Below are 21,042 nucleotides of genomic sequence, written 5' to 3'. Positions count from 1 at the left end.
GATGAAGGAACAGCCCCGTTCGGCGGGGCTTGTTCGGTGGACTGCGGGTGTTCGTCAGGGTTCTGTTTTTTTTCAGGCGGGCGTTTCGCTCCGTTTGGCCCGGGTCACGCGATCCACCAGGTAGACCAGCCCGTGGTAGTCGATGCCGCCGTGTTGCGTCAGGCCGATCTCACAGGTGCGGCTGGTGGAAATCCCCTCGCTGCACTGCTGCACCGCGTCTTTGAGGGTACGCAGTGAGTGGCGGTTGAGCTCCGGCGTGGTGAAGCCCTTGTCGCCGGCGAAGCCGCAGCAGTGGATGCCTTCCGGGATGACCACGGTCTTGCTGCACTTGCGCGCCAGGTCGATCAGCGCCTGGCTTTCGCCCAGGTGCTGGGTGCTGCAGGTCACGTGCACCGCAATCGGTGCGTCCTGGGGCGTGAACTCCAGCCGGTCGAGAAGATGCGTACGGATGAAGCGCACCGGGTCGTACAGGTCCAGGCGAACATCGCCGACATCCTGCACCAGCCGCAGGGTGCAGGGGCTGGTGTCGCAGTAGATCGGGTCGAGCCCGCCGCGGCTGGCCTGGAGCAGGGCGCCGATCAGTTCCTGGCGCTTGTGCTCGGCCTGCTCGGCGTAGCCCTTGGAGGCGAACGGCTGGCCGCAGCAGAGATTGTCCTGATTCTCCGGGAAGACCACCTGATAACCGGCCTTTTCCAGCAACTGACGGGTTTTGTCGTACAGCGACATCTGTTCCCGGTCACCCGCCGCCGGCCCCATCACCCGCGACACGCACGCCGCCAGATACACCACGCGCGGGCGCTCGTCGTTGACGGCGGGGCTGAAGCGCACGGCGCGCTCCGGTTGCGGCATCGCGTTCGTCCACTGCGGCACCTGCCCCTTGGACAGGCGCGTCAGTGTCGCCGACAGCTTCGCCAAGCGCGGAGCCCCCAGCAGCATGCGGGCGCCGTTGGCCACGTGCAGGGTGAAGCGTGCGCCTTGCAGCGTCGTGGCGAAATTTCCTTCGATCCAGTTGGCGGTTTTCGTATGCGTGGCGTGTCGGCCCCGGAGCTTTTTCACCAGCTCGCCGGTATTGATGCCGACCGGGCAGCGTTGCGCACACAGACCGGTGGCGGCGCAGGTGTCGATGCCTTGGTAGTCGTAGGCTTTTTCCAGTTCGGTGGTGTCGATTCCGGCGCGTTTTCTCGCCTGGATGTCACGCCAGATCACGATGCGCTGGCGCGGGCTAAGGGTCAGGCCCTTCGACGGGCAGACCGGTTCGCAGAAGCCACATTCGATGCACTTGTCGACGATCTCGTCTGCTGCCGGCAGCGGTTTGAGGTGCTTGAGGTGGATCTGCGGGTCTTCGCTGAGCACTACGTCCGGGTTGAGGATGCCGTCGGGGTCGAGCAGGCGCTTGAGTTGCCACATCAACTGGTAGGCGTCGCTGCCCCATTCCAGTTCGACGAACGGCGCCATGTTGCGCCCGGTGCCGTGCTCGGCCTTCAGCGAGCCGCCGAACTCCACCGCCACCAGTTGCGCCACGTCGTCCATGAACGCCTGGTAGCGTGCGACTTCTTCCGCGCTGTTGAAGCCTTGGGTGAAGACGAAGTGCAGATTGCCTTCCAGGGCGTGTCCGAAAAGGATCGCTTCGTCGTAGCGGTGTTTGTCGAACAGTTCGATCAGGCGGTTCACGCCGATGGCCAGTTGTTCCACCGGGAAGGTCACGTCTTCGATGATCACCGTGGTGCCGGTCTTGCGCACCGCGCCGACGGCGGGAAAGGTGTCCTTGCGGATCGCCCAGAGCCGGGCGTTTTCGGTCGGGTCTTCGGTGAAGTCGACCTGCTTTTCCACCGGGAATCCGCTGAGCGACGTCATGATCTGCGCCAGTTGTTCCTGCAGCAATGACGAAGAGGCGGCGCGGGATTCGATCAGCAAGGCGCAGGCATTGTTCGACAGGTGCTGTACGAAATCCGGCATGCCGGGTTTGTCCTGCACCGAGCGGAGGCTGCGTCGGTCGAGCAGTTCCACGGCGGACACCGGTTGGCGCTTGAGCACCGTCACGGCGTTGCAGCAGGTCTCCACATCCGGGAACACGATCAGCGCCGAGGCCTTGTTCGGGTGGTCGGCCACGGTGTCGTAGGTCACTGCGCTGATGAAGCCGAGGGTGCCCTCGGAGCCGACCAGCAGGTGGCTCAAGATATCCACAGGCTCGTCGAAATCCACCAGGGCATTGAGCGACAGCCCGGTGGTGTTTTTCAGACGGTATTTATGGCGGATTCGCGCAGCCAGTTCGGCATTGGCGCGGGTCTCGCGGCCCAATGTCGCCAGACGCTCCAGCAGTTCGCCATGGCTTGCGCGAAACGCCGCGACACTGGCGGCATCTTCGGTGTCCAGGCGCGTGCCGTCGGCCAGCACCAGACGGATGCCGGCCAGGGTGTGATAGGTGTTCTGCGCGGTGCCGCAGCACATGCCGCTGGCGTTGTTGGCGACGATGCCGCCGATCTTGCAGGCGTTGATCGACGCCGGATCCGGTCCGATCTTGCGCCCGAACGGTGCCAGCCAAGCGTTGGCCTGTGCGCCGATCACGCCCGGCTGCAGACGGATCTGCGCGCCGTGGCCGCGGATTTCGCGGCCGTTCCAGTTGTCGCCCAGCACGATCAGCACCGAGTCGCTGATCGCCTGGCCGGACAGGCTGGTGCCGGCGGCGCGGAAGGTCACCGGCACCCGGTCGCGGCGGGCCAGTTTCAGCAGCGCCACCACTTCGTCTTCGGATTCGACGCGGACCACCAGTTTCGGGATCAGCCGGTAGAAGCTCGCGTCGGTGCCGAACGCCAGGGTCGACAGGGGATCGTCGAAGCGGCGTTCGGCCGGAATCAGTTGCTGCGCATCGCGCAGGAAAGCCGCCGGTAACGTCATTGGTCCTCCAGGATCAACACCACCAGGTCTTTCGGGCCGTGGGCGCCGTAGGCCAGCACTTGCTCGATGTCGGCGGTCTTCGACGGGCCGGACACCAGCAGCGCGTTGGTCGGCATGCCCTGGGCCCATTCGAATTCCTGCTGCACCTGATAGAAGTTATCGCGGATCTGGCTGGCCTTGAGCAGGGCGAAGTGCACGGTCGGCACCAGGCTCATCAGGCGCGGCTCTTCCCGGGTCGGCCAGAGGATCAGGCTGCCGGTGGCGGCGATGGCGCCGAGGGTGCCGGTCAGGCTGGCCGGAGTGTCGTTGAACAGCTCGGCTTTCCACTCTTCCATCGGCCGGTCGTAGGCCTTGAGCACCGGCAGGCCGGGATTTTTCGACCAGTGCTGTGCGATCTGTTGGCCGTGGGCGGTGGTCGGTGCGATCAGCAGGCTGGGCAACTGACGGTCGCGCAGCAATTGGGCAAGCAACGCTGGCCAGTGTTCGCCGGTGGTCAGATGGATTTCGGTGTGCACCGCTTCCATCAGTTTGCGCAGTTGCGGGATTCGTTGTTCGGCCGTGTAGGTGTAAGGCTGCGTCACCAGATCGACATCGAAGTTGTCGGCGATCGGTGTGGTGCCGGTCAGACTCTTGCGCAACTTGCCGAGGATGTTTTGCTTGGCGCTCATCAGCGGTCTCCCTGTTTGCCCAGATGTTCCCGGGCCATGTCGTGCAGCGAGCGGGCGGCGGGCTTCGGCGCGCTGTGGTTCTGTGTCCATGGGCCGACGTTGTTCGGCGTCAGGGCGCGCAGGCGTGTGGCCGCGAACGCGAACAGCCGGTACAGCGCCGGCGAGCTGTTGAGCTTGGCCCAGGCGTTCCAGATGAAGCGCTCCTTGCGCGAATACTTGCTGCCCTGGCCGCGCATCACCGGGTTCGGCGCGTCCGGCGCCTTGACGTTCTCTTCGCGCAGGCGGCGCAGCAGCGACGGGATCGGGATCTTCACCGGGCACACCTCGCCGCAGGCCCCGCACAGGGACGACGCGCTCGGATGGTCCGGCACCTTCGCCAGGCCGACCATGTGCGGCGTGATGATCTTGCCGATGGGGCCGGGGTAGACCTCGCCGTAGGTGTGGCCGCCGACGCGGGTGTAGACCGGGCAATGGTTCATGCACGCGCCGCAGCGGATGCAGTTGAGGGTCTGGCGCAGTTCGCTGTCGGCGAAGGCCTGGCTGCGGCCGTTGTCGAGCAGCACCAGGTGCACTTCTTGGGGGCCGTCGAGTTCGTGTGCCTTGCGCGGGCCGGAGATCATGTTGACGTAGGTGGTGATCGGGATGCCCAGGGCCGAGCGGGTCAGCAGGGACAGCAGCGGCACCACGTCGCGCAGGTTCTCCACGACCTTCTCGATGCCGGTGACGGCGATGTGCACCGGCGGCACCGTGGTGGTCATGCGGCCGTTGCCTTCGTTCTCCACCAGCAGCAGGGTGCCGGTCTCGGCCACGGCGAAGTTGACGCCGGAGACGCCGATGTCCGCCTCGAAGAATTTCTGCCGCAGCACCCGGCGGCCGATCTGAATGAGTTGGTCGACGTCCTTGGTGTACTCCACGCCGAGTTTGTCGTGGAACAAGGACGCGACCTGACCGGCGTTCTTGTGGATGGCCGGCATAATGATGTGAGAGGGCTTCTCGTGGTCGAGCTGGACGATGTACTCCCCCATGTCGGACTCCAGACATTCAATGTCCCGAGCCTCGAGGAAATGGTTCATCTCCATCTCTTCGCTGACCATCGATTTGCCTTTGATCACTTGCCGCGCCTCGTGAGCGCGGATGATCGAAAGGACGATGCCATTGGCCTCGTCCACCGTTTCCGCCCAGTGCACAGTCACACCGTTGCGGGTCAGGTTCTGTTCCAGCTGCTCGAGCAGGTCGGGCAGCTTGGACAGCGCGCGGGCCTTGATCGCATTGCCCAGAGCGCGCAGGTGTTCTCGTTCATGGGCGTCGCCGAAGGCCGCAGCACGCTTGGCCATCAGTGAGTCCATCGCCGTGCGGAAGTTGTTCCGCAACTGCTGGTCGCCCAGGGCGTTGTGGGCCCGGGTGCGGAAATCTTCTTCTACGGCAACCGTAGGAATGATCGTCGAGGCGCTCACTTCGCACCTCCGGTCCGCTGCCACAGGAAGCTGGCCAGGTGTTGGCCGCGCAGCGCTTCCTTTTGTTTCTCCAGCGAGCCGTTGATGTTCATCAAACAGCCGCAATCGGCGCTCAGCACCTGGTGCGCGCCGGATTCCTTCAGGGCGCGGGTCTTGTCGGCCACCATCGCACCGGAAATGTCTGGCATACGGACGCTGAATGTCCCACCGAAGCCACAGCATTCGCTTTCATGGTCATGGTTGACCCGCTCCACATTGCTCAACTGCGCCAACAGCTCGCGGCCGTGCAGGTGGGTGTTCATCTCCCGGCGCGCCGAGCACGAGGTGTGCAAGGCGACCTTCACCGGCTCGCCGCTGTCCAGAAGCTGCACCTTGCAGACGAACAGCAGGAACTCGGCCAGTTCATAGGTGCGGGCCGCGAGGGCCTGCACCTGTTGCAGCGTGTCCGGCTCGTCCTTGAACAAGTCGGCGTAATGCTCGCGGATCATCCCCGCGCACGAGCCCGACGGCACCACCACCGGCCAGTCCCCGGCGAACAGCGCCAGTTGCGAGCGCGCCACGGCCCGGGCCTGCTCGGTGTAACCGGAGGTGTAGGCCGGTTGTCCGCAGCAGGTCTGCCCTTGCGGGTAGTCGACCCGGATGCCTTCGCGCTCCAGCAGGCGGATCGCGTCCATCCCGGCTTCGGGGTAGAACAGATCCACCACGCAGGTTCCGAACAGGTAGACCCGCGACGGTTTCTCGCCGGGGTACTGCCGGGGTTCGGGCAGTGGCGGTGCGACGCGGGTGGCGTTGGGCACGGCGTTGTAGAAAAGCTCGCTCATCAGGCGTGTCTCCGGGTGGGCCCGGTTATCCGTCTGCGCGGCTGCCGAATATAGAGCGCGTTGCTTTCAGCAGCCTTACAGACCGGGGTGTGAATTGCTGACGCCGGAATCACGGACCGGCGTCGGTTTTTTCCTTTTGGCTCGTCGTCTCAGTGCACCAGCAGGCCGGTGAACCAGTAGGCCTGGGCCAGGGTGATCAGGCCGACGATCGTTGCAAAGAATAGGCTGTGCTTGAGGGTGAACCGGAACAGATCCGATTCCTTGCCCACCAGGCCGGTCGCGGCGCAGGCCACGGCGATCGATTGCGGCGAGATCATCTTGCCGGTCACGCCGCCGCTGGTGTTGGCGGCCACCAGCAGGGTGTCGTTGACGCCGATCTGGTGTGCGGTGGTCGCTTGCAGCGAGCTGAACAGGGCGTTGGACGAGGTGTCCGAACCGGTCAGGAACACGCCCAGCCAGCCGAGGAACGGCGAGAAGAACGGGAACGCCGCACCGGTCGCGGCCAGCACTAGGGCCAGGGTCGAAGACATGCCCGAGTAGTTGGTGACGAACGCGAACGCCAGCACCATGCCGATCGACAGGATCGGCCAGCGCAGCTCGTAGAAGGTCTCTTTCAAAGTGGTCAGACCAGTTTTGAAGTCGATCTTCAGCACCGCCATCGAGACCAGCGCGGAGAAGAAGATCGCCGTGCCGGTGGCGGAAATCGGGTCGAGCTTGAACACCGCCGGGATCGCGGTCGGCGTGGCGACGATGGGCGCGGTCTTGATCACCAGTTGATCGAGGTGCGGGATCGCGAAGTTGAACACCCAGGCGTACATCGAGCCGCCGGCGGCGAACATGGCCTTGAACGGCTTGAGGGTCCAGATGGTCACCAGCACGGTGAGGATCAGGAACGGCGACCAGGCCTTGAAGATTTCACCCAGGCTGTAGGGCGATTCGACGGTCGTGCGCTTCTGGCCGAAACCGCCCGCGCTGGCCGTCACCACCGAGGCGGAAACGGCGCCGGCGATGTGTTGGCCGGCGGCACGTTTCGGCTGCCAGACCTTCAGGAACAGGGTCAGCGAAATCAGGCTGGCCAGGGCCGAGGTGATGTCCGGCAGCTCCGGGCCGATGAAGTTCGAGGTGAAGTACTGGGTCACGGCGAAGCTCAAACCTGCCACCAGCGCGGCCGGCCAGGTCTCACGCACGCCGCGCAGACCGTCCATCATGAACACCAGCCAGAACGGCACGAACAGCGACAGCAGCGGCAGTTGGCGGCCGGTCATGGCGCCGATCTTGAACGCGTCGATGCCGGTCACCTGGCCGGCGACGATGATCGGGATCCCCAGTGCGCCGAAGGCGACCGGCGCGGTGTTGGCGATCAGGCACAGGCCGGCGGCGTACAGCGGATTGAAGCCGAGCCCCACGAGCAGCGCGGCGGTGATGGCCACCGGCGCGCCGAACCCGGCGGCACCTTCCAGGAATGCGCCGAAGCAGAAGCCGATCAGCAGGACCTGCAGGCGTTGGTCGTCGGTGATCGACAGTACCGAGCTGCGGATGACCTCGAACTGGCCGCTCTTGACCGTCAGTTTGTAGAGGAACACGGCCGCCACGATGATCCAGGCAATCGGCCACAGTCCGTAGGCGAAACCGTAGCCGGCGGCGGCGAAGGCCATGTCCACCGGCATGTGGAACGCGAAGATCGCTACGGCGATGGCCAGCGCCAGGGTGATGCTGCCGGCGACGTGGCCCTTGAGGCGGAACACCGCCAGGGCGAGGAAGAAGAAGACGATAGGGATGACGGCCGCGAGGGCGGACACGCCGAGGCTGCCGAGCGGGCTGTAGAGCTGTTGCCAGGTTTGCATATGGGGTGGCCCCTAATTGTTGTTGGTCAGGCACTGTCAGCAATTTGGGTAATTGGTAAGACCAATTTACAATCGCTGTCGGCTAGGGTAAAAGCCTCGATATCGGTGTGTCAATTTGCCGCCCTAAAACTTTTGTCGAACAACCGGACGCCAGGACCGGTTGAGCCGGTCGAATCGACGGGATCTGAGAGGTGCCGGCAACGCGGCGATAGGCCAGAATAGAGAGCCCGGCGAGAGGTCGGGGTCGTGGAGAATTGAGTGATGGGGTTTGATCAGATACGTCAGCGCCGTTTGTCTGACGATATTGTCGAGCGGCTTGAGGGGATGATCCTCGAGGGCACGCTGAAGTCCGGCGAACGCTTGCCGGCGGAACGTACGCTGGCCGAACAGTTCGGGGTCTCGCGGCCGTCGCTGCGCGAGGCGATTCAGAAACTCACGGCCAAAGGTTTGCTGGTCAGCCGCCAGGGCGGCGGCAACTATGTGGTGGAAAGTCTCGGTTCTACGTTCAGCGATCCGCTGCTGCAATTGCTGGAGAGCAATCCCGAGGCCCAGCGCGATCTGTTGGAGTTTCGGCACACCCTGGAGGCATCGTGCGCCTATTACGCGGCATTGCGCGCGACTGACGTGGACCGCGAGCGGCTGACGGCGGCGTTCGAGGAACTGCAGGATTGCTATTCACGGCACGACGAAGTGAGCCGGGCGGAAGAGGGCGCAGCGGACGCGAAATTTCATCTGGCGATTGCCGAAGCCAGCCACAACGCCGTGTTGCTGCACACCATCCGCGGGTTGTTCGACCTGCTCAAGCGCAACGTGGTGACCAACATCGGCGGCATGTACAAGCAGCGCGCGGAGACCCGCGACATGCTGATCACCCAGCACCGGGAACTGTATCAGGCGATTGTCGAAGGACGGGCGGAGCAGGCGCGGGAAGTGTCCAGCCGGCACATTCTGTATGTGCAGGAAGTGCTGGAGGAGGTGCGTCAGGAAGTTCAGCGCGTGGCCCGGGCGGAGCGGCGCAAGGGGATGTGACGGTGGTTCGCCTGGCTTGATCTGTGGCGAGGGAGCTTGCTCCCTCGCACGGCACTTGAGGACCGGACTGGCGTCAGTCTTCCTTGCCCTTGTTGCGCACGGCGCGCTGCAGTTCGCGGCCGGCGTCGCGTTCGCGCTCGGTGTCGCGCTTGTCGTATTCCTTCTTGCCCTTGCCCAATGCGATCTCGCATTTGACCATGTGCTTGCTCCAGTAGAAGGACAGGCACACACAGGCGTAGCCCTTTTGCTGGACGGCGGCGGACAGCTTGTCCAGCTCGCGGCGGTTGAGCAGCAGCTTGCGGGTGCGCACCGGGTCGGCGATGACGTGGGTGCTGGCGGTCATCAATGGCGTGATGTGGCTGCCGAGCAGCCAGGCTTCGCCATCCTTGAGCAGCACGTAGCTGTCGACCAGCTGCAGCTTGCTTGCCCGCAGACTCTTTACTTCCCAACCGGCCAGAACCAGACCGGCCTCGAACTTGTGCTCGATGAAGTAATCGTGTCGCGCCTTTTTGTTCTGCGCGATGGTTCCTGTTGGGTGTTTTTTCTGTTTGGCCATAGGGGCGGCATTATATGGAGATAAACGGCTGGCGGCTACGGTGATGCTGCGCGCTTGAGCAGGTTGAGTGAATCCCGGACAATGCGGCCTCTTTTTCGAACGCTTGGGCGTGATAAACGATGTCGACAGACAAGGTTTCTGTCCACGGCAGTTGGGCTAGCCGCTGGGTTTTCATATTCGCCGCGACCGGTTCGGCCGTGGGCTTGGGCAGCATCTGGAAGTTCCCCTACATGGTCGGGGTCTACGGCGGCGGCGCCTTTGTGCTGATGTTCCTGGCTTGCATCGCCTTGATCGGGATCCCGGTGATGCTCGCCGAAACCCTGATCGGCCGGCGCGCCCGGCAAAGCCCGGCCAACGCGCTCAAGGTACTGGCGCTGGAGGCGGGGCACACGGCCAAGTGGTCGTGGGGCGCGTTCGCCGGAATGATCACGGCCCTGCTGATCCTTTCTTTCTATAGCGTGGTGGGCGGCTGGTCGCTGGACTACATCATCGACATGGGGCGCGGCGACTTCCAGGGCGCCAGCGCCGAACAGGTGGGCGCCTATTTCGGCAACGTGATCGCCGACCCGTGGCGCCTGACGTTGTGGCACACCGTGTTCATGCTGCTGTCGGCCGTCGTGATCGCCAAGGGTGTGGTCGCCGGGCTTGAGCGCAGCCTGCGGATCATGATGCCGCTGCTGTTCGTGATGGTGCTGGTGCTGCTCGGCTACAGCATGACCACCGGGCACTTCATGGAAGGCGTGCATTTCATGTTCGACTTCCATCCGGACAAGGTGCTCGACGGCCTGCTGCCGGCGATGGGGCATGCGTTCTTTTCGCTCAGCGTGGGCGTCGGTTCGATCATGATCTACGGCGCTTACATGCCGAAACACACCTCGCTGTCCGGCACCGTCGTCGGCGTGGCGCTGCTCGACACATTCGTTTCGCTGCTGGCGGGGCTGGCGCTGTTTCCGATCGTGTTCGCCGGCGGCCTGAACCCCAGCGAAGGTCCGGGGCTGATGTTCGTCAGTCTGCCGTTCGCCTTCGGCAACGTGGCGTTCGGTCAGTTGATGGGTGTGGTGTTCTTCGTCCTGGTGGCCATCGCCGCCTGGAGCTCGGCCATTTCCTTGCTGGAGCCGATGGTCGCCTATCTGGTGGAGCGGACTAAAATCAGCCGTGCGTGGGTGACGTTCTGGCTGGCCTTCATCTGCTGGTTCGTCGGCCTGGGCACGGTGTTTTCCTTCAACATCTGGAAGGAAGCCAAATTCTTCGTGAACGAAGGTGGCCTGTTCCACCTCTACCAGTGGGGCGCGGCGGGCGGTCTGGACTTCTTCGGCGTGATCGACTTCTTCACTTCGCGGATCATGCTGCCGCTCGGCGGATTGTGTTTCGTGATGTTTGCCGGTTGGGTGATGGGGCGTGAGGCGGTGCGCGACGAACTGTCGATCCGCAGCCCGGCGCTGTTCGCCTTTTCCCTGTTCTTGATGCGCTATGTGGCGCCTATCGGCATTCTTGTGGTGTTTGCCACCCAGCTCTGGAAGTGACGCTGACATGACGACACATATTCAACGTTCGGCGCTGTTGCCTTATCCGGCGCAGTTTCTCTACGACCTAGTCAACGACGTGGCGCGCTACCCCGAGTTCCTGCCGTGGTGCTCGTCCGCCGAGGTGCTGGAAAGCTCGGACGTCTACATGCGCGCCAGCGTCGGCGTGGCCAAGGGCGGCCTCAGCCAGCATTTCGTCACCCGCAACACGCTGGTGCCGGGGCAATCGATCGAGATGAACCTCGAAGAGGGGCCGTTCACGCAACTGCACGGCATCTGGGTGTTCAAGCCGTTGGGCGAGAAGGCGTGCAAGATCAGCCTGGATCTGTCGTTCGATTACGCCGGGCCGCTGGTGCGCGCCACTCTCGGCCCGCTGTTCAATCAGGCGGCCAACACCCTGGTGGATGCCTTCTGCCAGCGCGCCAAGCAGAAGCATGGTTGATCCGGTGATCGAGATCGAAGTGGTGTATGCCGCCGTCGACCGTCAGATCCTGCGTTCGGTGAGCGTGGGCGAGGGCACGACGGTGCGCGCTGCGCTGCTGGCGTCGGGCATCGGCGGCGAGTGTCCGGAGCTGGATCTGGCCGGCTGCCCGTTGGGCATTTTCGGCAAGGTGATCGCCGACCCGGAAGTGCGAGTGGTTCAGGCAGGGGATCGCATCGAGGTCTATCGCCCGTTGCTGGCCGACCCGAAGGAAGTGCGGCGTCTGCGTGCGGCTAGGGCCGCAGAGGCGAAAGCGCGAAATCAGTGAGTCGGCCGATGGCCAGGCAATAAAAAACCCGGAATCTCCGGGTTTTTTATTGCGGCGCAAATTATTGCGGCGAGGTGTCCAGCGGCTCCGGCGTCGGCACCGGAACGGTTTCCACGCCATCCACGTCTTTCTGGATCTGATCCAGCAGGGAACCTGGCTTGACCGGTTTTTCCGGTTTCGGCTTCTCGGCGTTCTCCGTGGCAGGGGCGGTCACGGTGGTGCCGGTATCCTTGCCGAGGATGGCTTCGTCACGGCTCACGCCGGGCATGAAGTCACCGGAGAGGCTGACGAGCTGGTCGTTCGCGTTGAAGTTGACGCTGATGCGTTCCTGTTGGCGTTCACCGCCGCCCGGCTGCAGGCTGTACAGGTAATCCCAGCGGTCGGGGTGGAATGTGTCGGCGATCAGGGGGTTGCCCATGATAAACCGCACTTGCCGCCGGGTCATTCCCGGACGCAACTGGTCTATCATGTCCTGCGTGACGACATTGCCCTGCTGGATGTCGATTTTGTAAACCCCGGGGAATGAACAACCGGCGAGTGCGAGCAGTCCCACGAAGGTGAAACTGGTTAGCAAGAGCTTGGTGTTTTGCATCGGTGGGCGACTTCCACTATCTTGGCTGGGACAACGTAAACGCCGATCATACCCGCATTAAGAGAAGCTGCGAAGCAGCATCGCGAGAAAGCTGACCATGGTTGAAAATAGCGAACTACGCAAAGCCGGCCTCAAAGTGACCCTGCCTCGGGTCAAGATCCTGCAAATGCTGGACTCCACCGAGCAGCGCCACATGAGTGCCGAAGACGTCTACAAGGCGTTGATGGAGGCTGGCGAGGACGTCGGTCTGGCCACGGTCTACCGTGTCCTGACCCAGTTCGAAGCGGCCGGCCTCGTGGTCCGTCACAATTTCGACGGCGGCCACGCGGTATTCGAACTGGCCGACAGCGGTCACCACGACCATATGGTCAACGTGGAGACCGGTGAGGTGGTCGAGTTCGTCAGCCCGGAAATCGAAAAGCTCCAGAAGGCGATCGCCGAAGAGCACGGTGTCGAGCTGGTCGACCACAATCTGGTGCTGTACATCCGCAAGAAAAAGTAAGCCTGTCGCGCGAGCGTCAGGCTCGCGAAACGAACGAAGGCGACCCGAGGGTCGCCTTCGTGCTTTCTGCAGTGGTCAGGCCTTCGCGGCGACGACCATCTTTTTGGCGTGCGCCAGGGACTCCTTGGTAAGGTCGATGCCGCCGAGCATCCGCGCCACCTCTTCTATGCGGTCGTTCTTGCCCAGCCGGGACACGGCCGTGTGGGTGGCCTGTTCGCCGCGCACCTTGTGCACGAACAGGTGCTGGTGCCCTTGGGCCGCCACCTGCGGCAAGTGGGTCACGGTCAGCACCTGGCCCCGCTCGCCGAGGCGCCGCAGCAACTGGCCGACAATCTCTGCCGTCGGCCCGCCGATCCCCACGTCCACTTCGTCGAACACCAGCGTCGGCACGCGGGAGGTCTGGGCGGTGATGACCTGGATCGCCAGGCTGATCCGGGACAGCTCGCCGCCGGACGCCACTTTGGCCAGTGCCTTGAGCGGCTGGCCCGGGTTCGCGCTGACCAGCAGTTCCACATGTTCCAGGCCGTTGGGCTGCAGCTCGTCGCTGTCGTTCGGGCGAAGCTCGATGGTGAAGCGGCCGCCCGGCATGCCCAGGCGTTGAATCTCCTGCTCCACCGCGCCGGCCAGGCTGCCGGCGGCCTGATGCCGCAGGTCGCTCAGTTCCCGGGCCTTCTCGTGGTAATGGCGGGCGAAGGCGTTGAGCTCTTCGCCCAGCCGCTCGATGGATTCGTCGTTGGCGTTCAGGGTTTCGATCTCGTCCAGCAGCCGCTGCTGCAGTTCGGCGACCTCGGTGGGCTGGATCCGGTGTTTGCGCGCCAGGGTATAGATGGTGTCCAGGCGTTCTTCCAGGTATTGCAGGCGTGCCGGGTCGGCGTCGAAGTTGTCGAGGAAACGGTTGAGTTCGCCCACGGCCTCTTCGACCTGGATCTGCGCGCTGGTCAGCAGGCTGCTGGCCTCGTTCAGGGCGCCGATCGTGCTGTTGACGCTGGTCAGGCGATTGAGGCAAGCGGTCAGGGCGCTCAGCACGTTGCCGGAATCGCTTTCGCTGCAATGGTCGACCACTTGTCGGCAAATGCCGAGCAGGGCTTCGGCGTTGGTCAGGTTCTTGTGTTCCTGTTCCAGCTCTTCCAGTTCGTTTTCGCCCAGCCCGAGGTTTTCCAGCTCTTCGAGCTGATAGCTGAGCAATTGGTGGCGTGCCCGCTGCTCGTCGCCGGAATTGGAGAGGCGCTCCAGTTCCTGGCGGGTCTGGCGCCAGCGCTGGGCGGCCAATTGCACCTGGCGGGCGAGGTCGGTGGCGCCGGCGTACTCGTCGAGCAGGCGCCGGTGGGTGTCGGTCTTGAGCAGCGATTGGTGCTCGTGCTGGCTGTGGATGTCGATCAGCAGTTCGCCGAGGGCCTTGAGGTCGCCGAGGGGGCAGGGGGTGCCGTTGATGTAGCCGCGTGAGCGGCCCTCGCTGGTGATGACCCGGCGCAGGATGCACGGGCCGTCGGTTTCCAGATCCCGTTCGGCCAGCCAGGCGCCGGCCTCTGGGATGTCGCCCAGGTCGAAGGTCGCCAGGATGTCGGCCTTGTCGGCGCCGGGGCGCACCACGCCGCTGTCGGCACGGTCGCCGAGGGTCAGGCCCAGGGCGTCGAGCATGATCGACTTGCCGGCGCCGGTTTCGCCGGTGATCACGCTCATCCCGCGATCCAGCTCGAGATCGAGGTGTTCGACGATGGCGTAGTTGTGTACGGACAGGTGCACCAGCATGTGGGCCGCTCCCAGGCTTGAGGTCTGGTTATTTATACAGTGTTTTGTTTTGGGCTGACAATGCCTTCCCTTAGCTCGATTGGCTTGGATGCGATCGGCGGTTATCGCGTGCGGGAATGACAATGCGGCACTTTTTTGTAGGGTTAATCGCGCCAGGCCCTTGAAGCCTGATTTTGCGGCCCCATATACCGGGGCAGAAGCGCGGGTAGAGCCCGCGGACGAAATTGAGAGGAGAATTCTATGGCTGACGAACAGACAGTGGATACGCAAAATCCAGAAGCCAATCAGGCGCCCGAGGCGTCGGGCGATGACCTGGCGACCCGTGTGCAAGTGCTCGAAGAGCAACTGGCCGCCGCGCAGGATCAATCTCTGCGCGTAGCCGCCGATCTGCAGAACGTCCGCCGCCGTGCCGAGCAGGACGTCGAGAAGGCGCACAAGTTCGCGCTGGAAAAATTCGCCGGCGACCTGCTGCCGATCGTCGACAGCCTGGAGCGCGGCCTCGAGCTGTCGAGCCCGGACGACGAAAGCATCCGTCCGATGCGCGAAGGCATCGAACTGACCCTGAAGATGTTCCACGACACCCTCAAGCGCTACCAGCTTGAAGCGATCGATCCTCACGGCGAACCGTTCAACGCCGTTCACCATCAGGCGATGGCCATGCAGGAAAGCGCCGATGTCGAGCCGAACAGCGTCCTGAAAGTGTTCCAGAAGGGCTACCAGCTCAACGGCCGCCTGCTGCGTCCGGCGATGGTCGTGGTCAGCAAGGCGCCGGCGCCGATTTCGCCTTCGATCGACGAGAAGGCTTGAAATCCGCCGTAAGGCCCCCATTTAGAAGTCAAGCGTTTAAGTGCTACCGCAGTTGGCCAAGACCGCTGCGGCAACCAAATCCAAAGTTTCGGGAGAGTGAACATGGGCAAAATTATCGGTATCGACCTGGGGACTACCAACTCCTGCGTCTCCGTGCTGGAAAACGGCAAGGCCAAAGTGATTGAGAACGCCGAAGGCGCGCGCACCACGCCTTCGATCATCGCTTACGCCAACGACGGCGAAATCCTGGTCGGCCAGTCCGCCAAGCGTCAGGCGGTGACCAACCCGCACAACACACTGTTCGCGGTGAAGCGTCTGATCGGTCGTCGTTTCGACGAAGACGTCGTGCAGAAAGACATCAAGCTGGTGCCTTACAAAATCGTCAAGGCCAGCAACGGTGATGCATGGGTCGAGGCCGCCGACAAGCAAATGGCTCCGCCGCAAATCAGCGCCGAAGTCCTGAAAAAGATGAAGAAGACCGCCGAAGACTATCTGGGCGAAGCGGTTACCGAAGCGGTCATCACCGTTCCGGCCTACTTCAACGACAGCCAGCGTCAGGCTACCAAGGACGCCGGTCGTATCGCCGGTCTGGACGTCAAGCGCATCATCAACGAACCGACTGCCGCTGCACTGGCCTACGGTATGGACAAGGCCAAGGGCGATCACACGGTCATCGTTTATGACCTGGGTGGCGGTACTTTCGACGTGTCGGTCATCGAGATCGCCGAAGTCGACGGTGAGCACCAGTTCGAAGTATTGGCCACCAACGGCGATACGTTCCTGGGTGGTGAAGACTTCGACATGCGCCTGATCGACTACCTCGTCGATGAGTTCAAGAAAGAGTCGGGCATGGATCTGAAGAACGATCCGCTGGCACTGCAGCGTCTGAAAGAAGCCGCCGAGAAGGCCAAGATCGAGCTGTCTTCTTCTCAGTCGACCGACGTCAACCTGCCGTACATCACTGCAGACGCGTCCGGTCCGAAGCACATGAACGTGAAGATCTCTCGCGCCAAGCTGGAATCGCTGGTCGAAGATCTGGTGAACCGTACCATCGAGCCATGCCGCATCGCCCTGAAAGACGCCGGCATCGACGCCAGCCAGATCAACGACGTGATCCTGGTCGGTGGTCAGACCCGTATGCCGCTGGTGCAGAAGGCAGTGACCGATTTCTTCGGTAAAGAAGCACGTAAAGACGTCAACCCTGACGAAGCTGTTGCCATGGGTGCTGCAATCCAGGGCGCCGTTCTGGCCGGTGACGTGAAAGACGTCCTGCTGCTCGACGTCAGCCCGCTGACCCTGGGCATCGAGACCATGGGCGGCGTGATGACCGCGCTGATCGAGAAGAACACCACGATTCCGACCAAGAAATCGCAAGTGTTCTCGACCGCCGACGACAACCAGGGCGCCGTGACCATTCACGTCCTGCAGGGCGAGCGCAAGCAAGCCGCACAGAACAAGTCCCTGGGCAAGTTCGACCTGGCCGACATTCCGCCGGCTCCGCGCGGCGTGCCTCAGATCGAAGTGACCTTCGACATCGACGCCAACGGCATCCTGCACGTCGGCGCGAAGGACAAGGCCACCGGCAAGACCCAGTCGATCGTGATCAAGGCCAACTCCGGCCTGTCCGACGAAGAGATCGAGCGCATGGTGCGTGACGCCGAGGCCAACGCCGAGGAAGACCGCAAGTTCGAAGAGCTGGCCGCTGCCCGTAACCAGGGTGACGCACTGGTTCACTCGACCCGCAAGATGATTGCCGACGCGGGTGACAAGGTCACCGCCGAAGAGAAGACTGCGATCGAAGCGGCTGTGGTTGCCCTGGAAGCCGCTGTGAAAGGCGACGACAAGGCTGCCATCGACGCGAAGGTTGAAGAACTGTCGAAGGTCTCCGCTCCGGTTGCCCAGAAGATGTACGCCGAACAGGCCCAGCCTGCCGAAGGCGCGGCACCGCACGACGAGAAGGCTGAAAAGGCTGACGACGTGGTCGATGCCGAGTTCGAAGAAGTCAAAGACCACAAGTAAGTTGTTGGTCGGCCGGTTGACTGCCGTTGGGCGGTGACTGGTAGGATGTCGCCGCGCGGGAGCTTGCTCCCGCGTTGGCGTATCTGGAATACGCGAATTTTTACAGCATGCGACAACGTTCGGATGCTGGTGGCATGGCCGGAAATGCTCCTGCTTTTCGCGCCGCAAGTGCCGCATCGGATCAAAGACCAGGATCGTTGAAATCGACGTGAGTTGGGTCCGGGCCTGTTTGGGGGCTCAACGAGTTCGGCGAAGCTCAGGAGGGGTTTGCCGAACGTCCTTAAGAGTGCGAAGACTTATGGCAAAGCGTGACTATTACGAAGTGTTGGGTGTTGAGCGTGGCTCAAGCGATGCCGAGCTGAAGAAGGCTTACCGCCGCCTGGCGATGAAGCATCACCCGGACCGTAATCCCGATGACAAGGCGTCGGAAGAACTGTTCAAGGAGGCCAACGAGGCCTACGAAGTGCTGTCCGACTCCAGCAAGCGCGCCGCCTACGACCAGTACGGCCATGCCGGCGTCGACCCGAGCATGGGCGGCGGCGGTGCCGGCTTCGGCGGCCAGAACTTCTCCGACATCTTCGGCGATGTGTTCAGCGACTTCTTCGGCGGCGGCCGCGGCGGTTCCCGCGGCGGCGCCCAGCGCGGCAGCGACCTGCGCTACACCCTGGAGCTGAACCTGGAAGAAGCGGTGCGCGGCACGACCGTGAACATCCGCGTCCCGACCCTGGTCAACTGCAAGCCGTGCGACGGTTCGGGCGCCAAGAAGGGCTCTTCGCCATCCACGTGCCCGACCTGCGGCGGCATCGGTCAGGTGCGCATGCAGCAGGGCTTCTTCTCGGTGCAGCAGACCTGCCCGCGCTGCCATGGCCAGGGCAAGATCATCACCGACCCGTGCGACTCCTGCCACGGCGAAGGCCGTGTCGAAGAGTACAAGACCCTGTCGGTGAAAGTGCCGGCCGGCGTCGACACCGGCGACCGCATCCGTCTGTCCGGCGAGGGCGAGGCGGGCACCCAGGGCGGGCCGACCGGCGATCTCTATGTGGTGATCAACGTGCGCGAGCACGCGATCTTCCAGCGCGACGGCAAGCACCTGTTCTGCGAAGTGCCGATCAGCTTCGTCGATGCGGCGCTGGGCGGCGAGCTGGAGATTCCGACCCTCGACGGCCGGGTCAAGCTGAAGATCCCGGAAGGCACCCAGACCGGCAAGCAGTTCCGCGTGCGCGGCAAGGGCGTGGCGCCGGTGCGCGGCGGCGGTGCGGGCGACCTGATGTGCCGTGTGGCGGTCGAGACGCCGGTCAACCTTGACCGTCGCCAGCGTGAGCTGCTGGAAGAGTTCCGTAGCTCGCTGGCGGGCGACAACAGCCATTCCCCGAAAACCGCCGGTTGGTTCGACGGCGTGAAACGCTTCTTCGGCGATCTGTAAGGAGTCGGCATGCGACGTATAGCTGTGATGGGCGCTGCCGGGCGCATGGGCAAGATCCTGGTCGAGGCGGTGCAGCAACGCGCACCGCTGACCGGCCTGACGGCCGCCATCGTCCGTCCCGGCAGCACGCTGATCGGGGTGGATGCCGGTGAGCTGGCTTCGCTGGGACGCATCGGCGTGCCGCTGTCCGGCAACCTGGAGTCGGTGGCGCAAGAGTTCGACGTGCTGATCGACTTCACGCTGCCCGAAGTGATGCTGAAGAACCTGGCGTTCTGCCGCAAGGCGGGCAAGGCCATGGTGATCGGCACCACCGGTCTGGATGCTGCCCAGAAGCAGATCCTGGCCGAGGCCGGCCGGGAAATTCCGATCGTGTTCGCCGCCAACTTCAGCGTCGGCGTCAACCTGTCCCTGAAGCTGCTCGATATGGCGGCGCGGGTGTTGGGCGACGATGCGGACATCGAGATCATCGAGGCTCACCACCGGCACAAGATCGACGCGCCGTCGGGCACCGCCCTGCGCATGGGCGAAGTGATCGCCGATGCGCTGGACCGCGATCTGCAGAAGGTGGCGGTGTACGGCCGTGAAGGCCATACCGGCGCCCGCGAGCGCGAGACGATCGGTTTCGCCACCGTGCGCGGCGGCGATGTGGTGGGCGATCACACCGTGCTGTTCGCCTGCGAGGGCGAGCGCCTGGAGATCACCCACAAGGCCTCGAGCCGCATGACGTTCGCCAAGGGCGCGGTGCGTGCCGCGCTCTGGCTGGATGCCCGCGAGCCCGGCCTGTACGACATGCAGGACGTGCTGGATCTGAAGTAAGGGATCGGCAGGCAAGAAAACAAAAGGCGCATCAGGCGCCTTTTGTTTTGCCCGGTGATGGGCTCGGGTCAGGCCAGTTCGAGGTTGAACTGGTGCTTTTGCTTCTGCTGTTCGAACAGGTTCAGCCACTCGGTGTGGGACGTGGCCTGGTAGCGCGAAAACGGAAAGTTCTGCGGAGGGACGCTGTCGGTGCCGGCCAGCAGTTGGCGGATCAGCCTGCCGACCGCATGGCCGAGGCTCACCGGCACGGCGTTGCCGACCTGCTTGTACTGCTCGATCAACGGGCCTGCCAGTTGCCAGTCGTCCGGAAACTCCTGGATGCGCTTGTACTCCTGGATCGACAGCGGTCGGTCTTCCTCGGGGTGGGCCAGGTCGGTGGCCGGCATGGCCGGGTGGGTCACCAGGGTCGGGGACGGCTTGTCCCAGTGCAGGCGCCGCAGGAAGCCGGTTTTGCCGCCGCCGGAAAAGTACGATTTGCCGAGGGCTTCTTGTTGCAGTTCCGGCGTCAGGCTGCGCCAGTTCTGCCCGGCCTTGAGCATGCGGTAGTACTTGAGGCGTTTTTCCGGGAAGTTCAGGTGCGTGTGCTGGCCGATGCCCTGCAAGGCGCCGCGCAGCTTGTTCCAGACCGGCAGGCCGTGGGAACCATCCTCGGAATGCGTAGGCGTCAGGAAGGGCGCTTCCTTGCCGTCGCGGGAGCAGATGATGATCACCCGCTCGCGGATCTGCGGCGTGCCGAAGTTGGCCGAGTTGTAGAGGTTGAACGTGCAGGTGTAGCCCGCCCGCTTGAGCACGCTGATGACGAAGTTGAGCGCGCCGCCCTTCATTTCGTCGAGGGACAGGTCCGGGAACTCGCTGCCGCGCTGGTTGTGCGGACGGTGATCCATCGGGCACGACAGCAGGCCGCGCACGTTCTCGATGACGATGAAGCGCGGGCGGATCTCCAGGGCGAGGTCGATGTACTTGAGGAAGGCATTGCCGCGGTCGTCATTGAACGCCTTGCGCTTGCCGGCGGTGCTGAAGGCCTGGCAGGGCGGGCCGCCGACGATCAGGTCGACGTCTTCGGCGCGCACCTGGGCGGCTTCCAGGACCCGCTCGGCGGTGCAGTCGTTGATGTCGCCGAGCAGGGCCGTGTTGGGGCGGTTCAGGGCGATGGTCTGACGGCAGTGCTTGTTCGATTCGCACGCCAGGCGGATGTCGAAGCCGGCCTTTTCCAGGCCCAGGTCCAGGCCCATGGCGCCGGAGAAGAAGCTCAGGGCGATCGGTTTGCGTGAGTCGGATGACGTCTGGACGGCGTAGGCGGGGTGGTCTTGTGCGATCATGTGTGCGGTTCGAAGGCCGTAGTTTTTCAGGCTGGCTTGCTCGACGATCCAGGCGTTGCCGATCTTCTCGGACTGGAGTTCGCCGCAGCGGCATAGAGTTCTGACCCGTTGCGTACTGACGTTCAGCAGTACGGCGGCGTCGGCGATGCTGATATGGGTACTCATTGCGGGTTTCATTCCCGAAACTTTACATGGGTACCCATTCTAGAGAGGGGCGAAGGGGTGTCAACCGCAGCGGCGGCTTAATCTCAATTTGCCCTGCCTGGATCCTGTCGA

Annotated in this window: 19 protein-coding genes; 9 read left to right on the top strand and 10 right to left on the bottom strand. The window is 63.5% G+C overall.

The genetic code is table 11. The features are described 5' to 3' along the window. Window positions 1–72 precede the first annotated feature (72 nt). From KVG96_RS20845 to KVG96_RS20825, 5 genes are all read right to left on the bottom strand, one after another. On the bottom strand, window positions 73–2,895 hold the full coding sequence (locus KVG96_RS20845; RefSeq protein ID WP_217893726.1) for an FAD-binding and (Fe-S)-binding domain-containing protein: 2,823 nt from the start codon (window positions 2,893–2,895) through the stop codon (window positions 73–75). Further along, window positions 2,892–3,563: a LutC/YkgG family protein gene (locus tag KVG96_RS20840; RefSeq protein ID WP_217893725.1), complete on the bottom strand. Its 672-nt coding sequence runs from the start codon at window positions 3,561–3,563 to the stop codon at window positions 2,892–2,894. The genes KVG96_RS20845 and KVG96_RS20840 overlap by 4 nt, the downstream gene beginning before the upstream one ends. Next, window positions 3,563–5,017: a LutB/LldF family L-lactate oxidation iron-sulfur protein gene (locus KVG96_RS20835; protein ID WP_217893724.1), complete on the bottom strand. Its 1,455-nt coding sequence runs from the start codon at window positions 5,015–5,017 to the stop codon at window positions 3,563–3,565. Before KVG96_RS20835 ends, KVG96_RS20840 begins: the two co-directional genes overlap by 1 nt. Beyond that, window positions 5,014–5,838, bottom strand: a complete 825-nt coding sequence (locus tag KVG96_RS20830; RefSeq protein ID WP_217893723.1) for a (Fe-S)-binding protein — start codon at window positions 5,836–5,838, stop codon at window positions 5,014–5,016. Before KVG96_RS20830 ends, KVG96_RS20835 begins: the two co-directional genes overlap by 4 nt. A 149-nt stretch (window positions 5,839–5,987) precedes the next feature. Next, complete coding sequence (locus KVG96_RS20825) at window positions 5,988–7,682, bottom strand: lactate permease LctP family transporter (protein WP_217893722.1); 1,695 nt, start codon at window positions 7,680–7,682, stop codon at window positions 5,988–5,990. Between the two features lie 261 nt (window positions 7,683–7,943). Here KVG96_RS20825 and KVG96_RS20820 point away from each other — a divergent pair, with 261 nt between their 5' ends. After that, window positions 7,944–8,711 carry an FCD domain-containing protein gene (locus tag KVG96_RS20820; RefSeq protein WP_085694970.1) on the top strand — a complete coding sequence of 256 codons (768 nt, stop codon included), beginning with the start codon at window positions 7,944–7,946 and terminating at the stop codon, window positions 8,709–8,711. A 73-nt stretch (window positions 8,712–8,784) separates the two neighbouring features. Here the strand turns inward: KVG96_RS20820 and smpB are convergent, their stop codons facing one another. Then, window positions 8,785–9,267: an SsrA-binding protein SmpB gene (gene smpB / locus KVG96_RS20815; RefSeq protein WP_085578405.1), complete on the bottom strand. Its 483-nt coding sequence runs from the start codon at window positions 9,265–9,267 to the stop codon at window positions 8,785–8,787. A gap of 10 nt (window positions 9,268–9,277) precedes the next feature. Further along, window positions 9,278–9,481, bottom strand: a complete 204-nt coding sequence (locus tag KVG96_RS20810) for a hypothetical protein (RefSeq protein WP_217894278.1) — start codon at window positions 9,479–9,481, stop codon at window positions 9,278–9,280. Between KVG96_RS20810 and KVG96_RS20805 the strand changes: the two genes are divergently transcribed. From KVG96_RS20805 to KVG96_RS20795, 3 genes are read left to right on the top strand one after another with little or no spacing between them, the layout of a single operon-like run. Beyond that, the gene (locus tag KVG96_RS20805; protein ID WP_217893721.1) at window positions 9,387–10,790 is read left to right on the top strand and encodes a sodium-dependent transporter; all 1,404 of its coding nucleotides are present in this window, start codon (window positions 9,387–9,389) and stop codon (window positions 10,788–10,790) included. The genes KVG96_RS20810 and KVG96_RS20805 overlap by 95 nt on opposite strands. 7 nt (window positions 10,791–10,797) lie before the next feature. Continuing rightward, window positions 10,798–11,232, top strand: a complete 435-nt coding sequence (locus KVG96_RS20800; protein WP_085578409.1) for a type II toxin-antitoxin system RatA family toxin — start codon at window positions 10,798–10,800, stop codon at window positions 11,230–11,232. After that, the gene (locus KVG96_RS20795; protein WP_217893720.1) at window positions 11,225–11,539 is read left to right on the top strand and encodes an RnfH family protein; all 315 of its coding nucleotides are present in this window, start codon (window positions 11,225–11,227) and stop codon (window positions 11,537–11,539) included. The genes KVG96_RS20800 and KVG96_RS20795 overlap by 8 nt, the downstream gene beginning before the upstream one ends. A gap of 61 nt (window positions 11,540–11,600) precedes the next feature. Here KVG96_RS20795 and KVG96_RS20790 read toward each other — a convergent pair whose 3' ends face one another. After that, entirely contained in the window at window positions 11,601–12,131 is a 531-nt protein-coding gene (locus KVG96_RS20790; protein WP_217893719.1) for an outer membrane protein assembly factor BamE, read from the bottom strand. A gap of 97 nt (window positions 12,132–12,228) precedes the next feature. Here KVG96_RS20790 and fur point away from each other — a divergent pair, with 97 nt between their 5' ends. After that, entirely contained in the window at window positions 12,229–12,633 is a 405-nt protein-coding gene (fur, locus tag KVG96_RS20785) for a ferric iron uptake transcriptional regulator (RefSeq protein ID WP_007915216.1), read from the top strand. Between the two features lie 75 nt (window positions 12,634–12,708). Here the strand turns inward: fur and recN are convergent, their stop codons facing one another. Continuing rightward, on the bottom strand, window positions 12,709–14,382 hold the full coding sequence (recN, locus tag KVG96_RS20780) for a DNA repair protein RecN (RefSeq protein ID WP_217893718.1): 1,674 nt from the start codon (window positions 14,380–14,382) through the stop codon (window positions 12,709–12,711). 240 nt (window positions 14,383–14,622) lie between these two features. On the opposite strand from recN, the gene grpE reads away from it, so the two are divergent. The 4 genes from grpE (at window position 14,623) to dapB (ending at window position 19,447) form a co-directional block, all read left to right on the top strand. Beyond that, entirely contained in the window at window positions 14,623–15,189 is a 567-nt protein-coding gene (grpE, locus tag KVG96_RS20775) for a nucleotide exchange factor GrpE (RefSeq protein WP_085638359.1), read from the top strand. A gap of 102 nt (window positions 15,190–15,291) precedes the next feature. Then, complete coding sequence (dnaK, locus tag KVG96_RS20770) at window positions 15,292–17,208, top strand: molecular chaperone DnaK (protein WP_217893717.1); 1,917 nt, start codon at window positions 15,292–15,294, stop codon at window positions 17,206–17,208. 298 nt (window positions 17,209–17,506) lie between these two features. Beyond that, a complete protein-coding gene (gene dnaJ / locus KVG96_RS20765) occupies window positions 17,507–18,631 on the top strand; it encodes a molecular chaperone DnaJ (RefSeq protein WP_217893716.1) in 1,125 nt (374 codons plus the stop codon). 9 nt (window positions 18,632–18,640) lie between these two features. After that, window positions 18,641–19,447, top strand: coding sequence for a 4-hydroxy-tetrahydrodipicolinate reductase (gene dapB, locus KVG96_RS20760; protein ID WP_217893715.1), 807 nt, complete (start codon window positions 18,641–18,643; stop codon window positions 19,445–19,447). Between the two features lie 68 nt (window positions 19,448–19,515). Here the strand turns inward: dapB and KVG96_RS20755 are convergent, their stop codons facing one another. Beyond that, window positions 19,516–20,931, bottom strand: coding sequence for a DNA cytosine methyltransferase (locus tag KVG96_RS20755; protein ID WP_225927435.1), 1,416 nt, complete (start codon window positions 20,929–20,931; stop codon window positions 19,516–19,518). Window positions 20,932–21,042: the final 111 nt, after the last annotated feature.

The organism is Pseudomonas ekonensis (assembly GCF_019145435.1).
GTDB lineage: Bacteria > Pseudomonadota > Gammaproteobacteria > Pseudomonadales > Pseudomonadaceae > Aquipseudomonas > Aquipseudomonas ekonensis.
The sequence above is the reverse complement of the archived record's forward strand: the minus strand, read 5'-3'. Positions and strand labels throughout refer to the sequence as shown.

What these genes read in the sequence shown, in the direction of transcription:
- KVG96_RS20845 (WP_217893726.1), bottom strand. Translation starts at nt 2,895, where the DNA reads ATGACGTTACCGGCGGCTTTCCTGCGCGATGCGCAGCAACTGATTCCG.
- KVG96_RS20840 (WP_217893725.1), bottom strand. Translation starts at nt 3,563, where the DNA reads ATGAGCGCCAAGCAAAACATCCTCGGCAAGTTGCGCAAGAGTCTGACC.
- KVG96_RS20830 (WP_217893723.1), bottom strand. Translation starts at nt 5,838, where the DNA reads ATGAGCGAGCTTTTCTACAACGCCGTGCCCAACGCCACCCGCGTCGCA.
- KVG96_RS20825 (WP_217893722.1), bottom strand. Translation starts at nt 7,682, where the DNA reads ATGCAAACCTGGCAACAGCTCTACAGCCCGCTCGGCAGCCTCGGCGTG.
- KVG96_RS20820 (WP_085694970.1), top strand. Translation starts at nt 7,944, where the DNA reads ATGGGGTTTGATCAGATACGTCAGCGCCGTTTGTCTGACGATATTGTC.
- smpB (WP_085578405.1), bottom strand. Translation starts at nt 9,267, where the DNA reads ATGGCCAAACAGAAAAAACACCCAACAGGAACCATCGCGCAGAACAAA.
- KVG96_RS20805 (WP_217893721.1), top strand. Translation starts at nt 9,387, where the DNA reads ATGTCGACAGACAAGGTTTCTGTCCACGGCAGTTGGGCTAGCCGCTGG.
- KVG96_RS20810 (WP_217894278.1), bottom strand. Translation starts at nt 9,481, where the DNA reads ATGCTGCCCAAGCCCACGGCCGAACCGGTCGCGGCGAATATGAAAACC.
- KVG96_RS20800 (WP_085578409.1), top strand. Translation starts at nt 10,798, where the DNA reads ATGACGACACATATTCAACGTTCGGCGCTGTTGCCTTATCCGGCGCAG.
- KVG96_RS20795 (WP_217893720.1), top strand. Translation starts at nt 11,225, where the DNA reads ATGGTTGATCCGGTGATCGAGATCGAAGTGGTGTATGCCGCCGTCGAC.
- KVG96_RS20790 (WP_217893719.1), bottom strand. Translation starts at nt 12,131, where the DNA reads ATGCAAAACACCAAGCTCTTGCTAACCAGTTTCACCTTCGTGGGACTG.
- fur (WP_007915216.1), top strand. Translation starts at nt 12,229, where the DNA reads ATGGTTGAAAATAGCGAACTACGCAAAGCCGGCCTCAAAGTGACCCTG.
- recN (WP_217893718.1), bottom strand. Translation starts at nt 14,382, where the DNA reads ATGCTGGTGCACCTGTCCGTACACAACTACGCCATCGTCGAACACCTC.
- grpE (WP_085638359.1), top strand. Translation starts at nt 14,623, where the DNA reads ATGGCTGACGAACAGACAGTGGATACGCAAAATCCAGAAGCCAATCAG.
- dnaK (WP_217893717.1), top strand. Translation starts at nt 15,292, where the DNA reads ATGGGCAAAATTATCGGTATCGACCTGGGGACTACCAACTCCTGCGTC.
- dnaJ (WP_217893716.1), top strand. Translation starts at nt 17,507, where the DNA reads ATGGCAAAGCGTGACTATTACGAAGTGTTGGGTGTTGAGCGTGGCTCA.
- dapB (WP_217893715.1), top strand. Translation starts at nt 18,641, where the DNA reads ATGCGACGTATAGCTGTGATGGGCGCTGCCGGGCGCATGGGCAAGATC.
- KVG96_RS20755 (WP_225927435.1), bottom strand. Translation starts at nt 20,931, where the DNA reads ATGAGTACCCATATCAGCATCGCCGACGCCGCCGTACTGCTGAACGTC.